At 60.4% G+C, this 2,336-nt stretch carries 3 protein-coding genes; 2 read left to right on the top strand and 1 reads right to left on the bottom strand.

Annotation, left to right across the window (positions count from 1 at the left end; genetic code table 11):
* Positions 1 to 482: 482 nt before the first annotated feature.
* Positions 483 to 1,367, bottom strand: a complete 885-nt coding sequence (locus VMR39_RS18870) for an SDR family NAD(P)-dependent oxidoreductase (RefSeq protein WP_325417929.1) — start codon at positions 1,365 to 1,367, stop codon at positions 483 to 485.
* 35 nt (positions 1,368 to 1,402) lie between these two features.
* Between VMR39_RS18870 and VMR39_RS18865 the strand changes: the two genes are divergently transcribed.
* Positions 1,403 to 2,008, top strand: a complete 606-nt coding sequence (locus VMR39_RS18865) for a TetR/AcrR family transcriptional regulator (RefSeq protein ID WP_325417927.1) — start codon at positions 1,403 to 1,405, stop codon at positions 2,006 to 2,008.
* A 147-nt stretch (positions 2,009 to 2,155) separates the two neighbouring features.
* Positions 2,156 to 2,336: TetR/AcrR family transcriptional regulator (locus VMR39_RS18860; RefSeq protein ID WP_325405572.1), on the top strand; the 181-nt coding region annotated here is incomplete at its 3' end.

The following is a 2,336-nucleotide window of genomic DNA, read 5'->3' as shown; positions in this document are numbered from 1 at the left end:
GGCCATGGCAAAGGGGCAGGAAAAGAATTCCCCCGGGTCTCTGCGTCGGGACAAGCGGCAAGGTGCGAAGTGTGATGTGCCCGAGGGGCGATACTTTGATGCCGATTAGATTGTCTGACGCAGTGCGCCTTTTGTGCGCGCAAAATTAGGCGATCGACATCGCGGATCTCATCGCGGCCAGCGGTCAACGACCGCGCTGACAGCGCCGAACGCAGGATTGCGCCGCCTGACGGTCGCAAGCGCTGAAAACCATGCTAACCGAACCGTTTCCCATACTGCCGGCGGCGGGATCCGAGAGCTACGCCCCCAGGCAAACAGGACTGCAGCTCGGCTATAAATGCGGTTAAGGCCGGTGACGAAGCAACCTCCCGAAGCAGCCGATTTCAAGCGCGCCGCTCGGTTGATCCGCATGCCGCTAGCTGGCCGCCTTCACGGCATCACCTCCGAGCCCTGGCCATGTGAGGACGTCCGCTCAACCTGGCCTACCCTTGGCCGGGGGGCGTCCCTTGCGCGGCGCTGGAGACGTCGGCCCACTTCTCCCATGTTTCGATCCGCCCTTGGTAAACCTTCTTCATCATCGGCAGCAGCCAGTTGCCGAGCATGAGCCGGTTCGGCGGCTCATGCGAGTCGACGAGCGTCATGATGGCATCGACTGTGGCCAGCGGATCGCCGGTCATCGCAGGATTGAAGGAAGCGCGGGCCGTTTTCCGGAGATCGTCATACTCGGACATCTGTGGGGCCATCTTGGTGGAGCTGCCAAACCCGGTCGCGAAGCTGCCGGGCTCGATCGCGGTGACCTTGATACCGAAGCTCGCCACTTCACCGGCAAGCGCTTCCGTCAACGCCTCGATCGCGAACTTCGTGGCAAGATAAATACCACCGGTCGGGAAGCTCGCGATCCCGCCGATGCTCGACATGGTGAGAATATGGCCGCTGCGCTGCGCCCGGAGGATCGGCAACGCCGCTTGGATGACCGAGAGGGTGCCGAAAAGATTCGTTTCGATGTTCGCCCGCGCTTCATCGATGACGATCTCCTCGACCGTGCTCATATAGCCATAGCCGGCATTACACAGGATCACGTCGAGCCCGCCGAAATGTTCATGCCCCTTCCGGATCGCGTCGAAGACCGCCGCGCGATCGGTGACGTCCAAGCCGAGGGCGAGGATGTTGTCGCCATATTGTTCAGCCAGTTCCTCCAGCGCGCGTGTATCGCGGGCAGTCGCGATTACACGGTCGCCCCTTTCCAGGGCTGCTTCCGTCCAGATGCGGCCGAACCCACGCGAGGCCCCCGTGACGAACCAGATTTTTGCTTGAGGCATAGCAAGTCCACCTATAATATTGCATCTAGTGCAGATATTTAAATGCACTCAGTGCGCATTTCAAGTGCTGGAGCCAAGGATTCATGGACGAGGCGGGAGGGAAGCCGCCCGGCAAGCGGGAACGCAACCGGCAAGAAACGCACGAGCGGATCGTCACCGTCGGTTTGAAGCTGTTTGTCGAAAAGGGATTTGAAGAGACTACGCTCGACGAGATTGCGCAGACCGCCGGGATCGCGCGGCGAACCTTGTTCTCCTATTTCGAGTCCAAGGATGACATCCTGTCCTCCTCCTATGGGAGCGGATTCTCGCAGGCGCTCGGCCCAGCTATACGCGAAGAGTCTCCTGACCAGGCTCCCATCGCTGCAGCACGATCCTGCCTCATGAAGTTGGCGTCACGATACGAGACACCGGACTCCTTGGCCGTCGACAAACTTCTGCGCTCTTCGCCTGCGCTGCGTGCGCGCAAGAGCGGAAGTTTCGATGCCATGGCCTGCTCGATGCTTGAGGCCATGGAGAATGTCTGGCCCGCTCCGGATCGACGTGACGAGCTTCGCCTGACCGCGACGGTGGCAATCGGGGTGCTGAAGCTGGCACTCGAGGATTGGCGAAAGAGTGAGGCTGAACGCCCGCTTTCGGAATTTATCGACCGCGCCTTTCGCCTGCTTAAGGCTAGCTTGAGACTAGACTGACGCGAGAACCGCATCGACCGAGTAGCGGTGGACTGCTCCCTCGGTTGCTTCCCCCCTAGTGACAGCAATCCACCTCAAGGTCTCCATTTATCGAAGAAATATAGCACCGCTATAGACTCCCCTCTATAGCGGTGCTATATTCCAGATATGGATACGAAGACGGCACTGTTGGCGGCGGCCTTGACGTTGATCGAGGAGGAGGGCGAGGCGCACTTCTCGACGCGGGCGGTCTGCGACATCGCGAAGGTGACGGCGCCCACGCTCTATCATCATTTCCACAGCGCCGACGGTCTGCTGAGCGCGGCGATCGCCGAAGCGTTCGAGCAGT

Source organism: Sphingobium sp. (assembly GCF_035511395.1).
GTDB lineage: Bacteria > Pseudomonadota > Alphaproteobacteria > Sphingomonadales > Sphingomonadaceae > Sphingobium.
Note: the sequence above shows the minus strand (reverse complement) of the source record. Positions and strands in the feature narration are given on the sequence as shown.

Bases quoted from the DNA above. Each gene is read 5' to 3' on its own strand.
- VMR39_RS18865 (WP_325417927.1), top strand. From the start codon at position 1,403: ATGGACGAGGCGGGAGGGAAGCCGCCCGGCAAGCGGGAACGCAACCGG.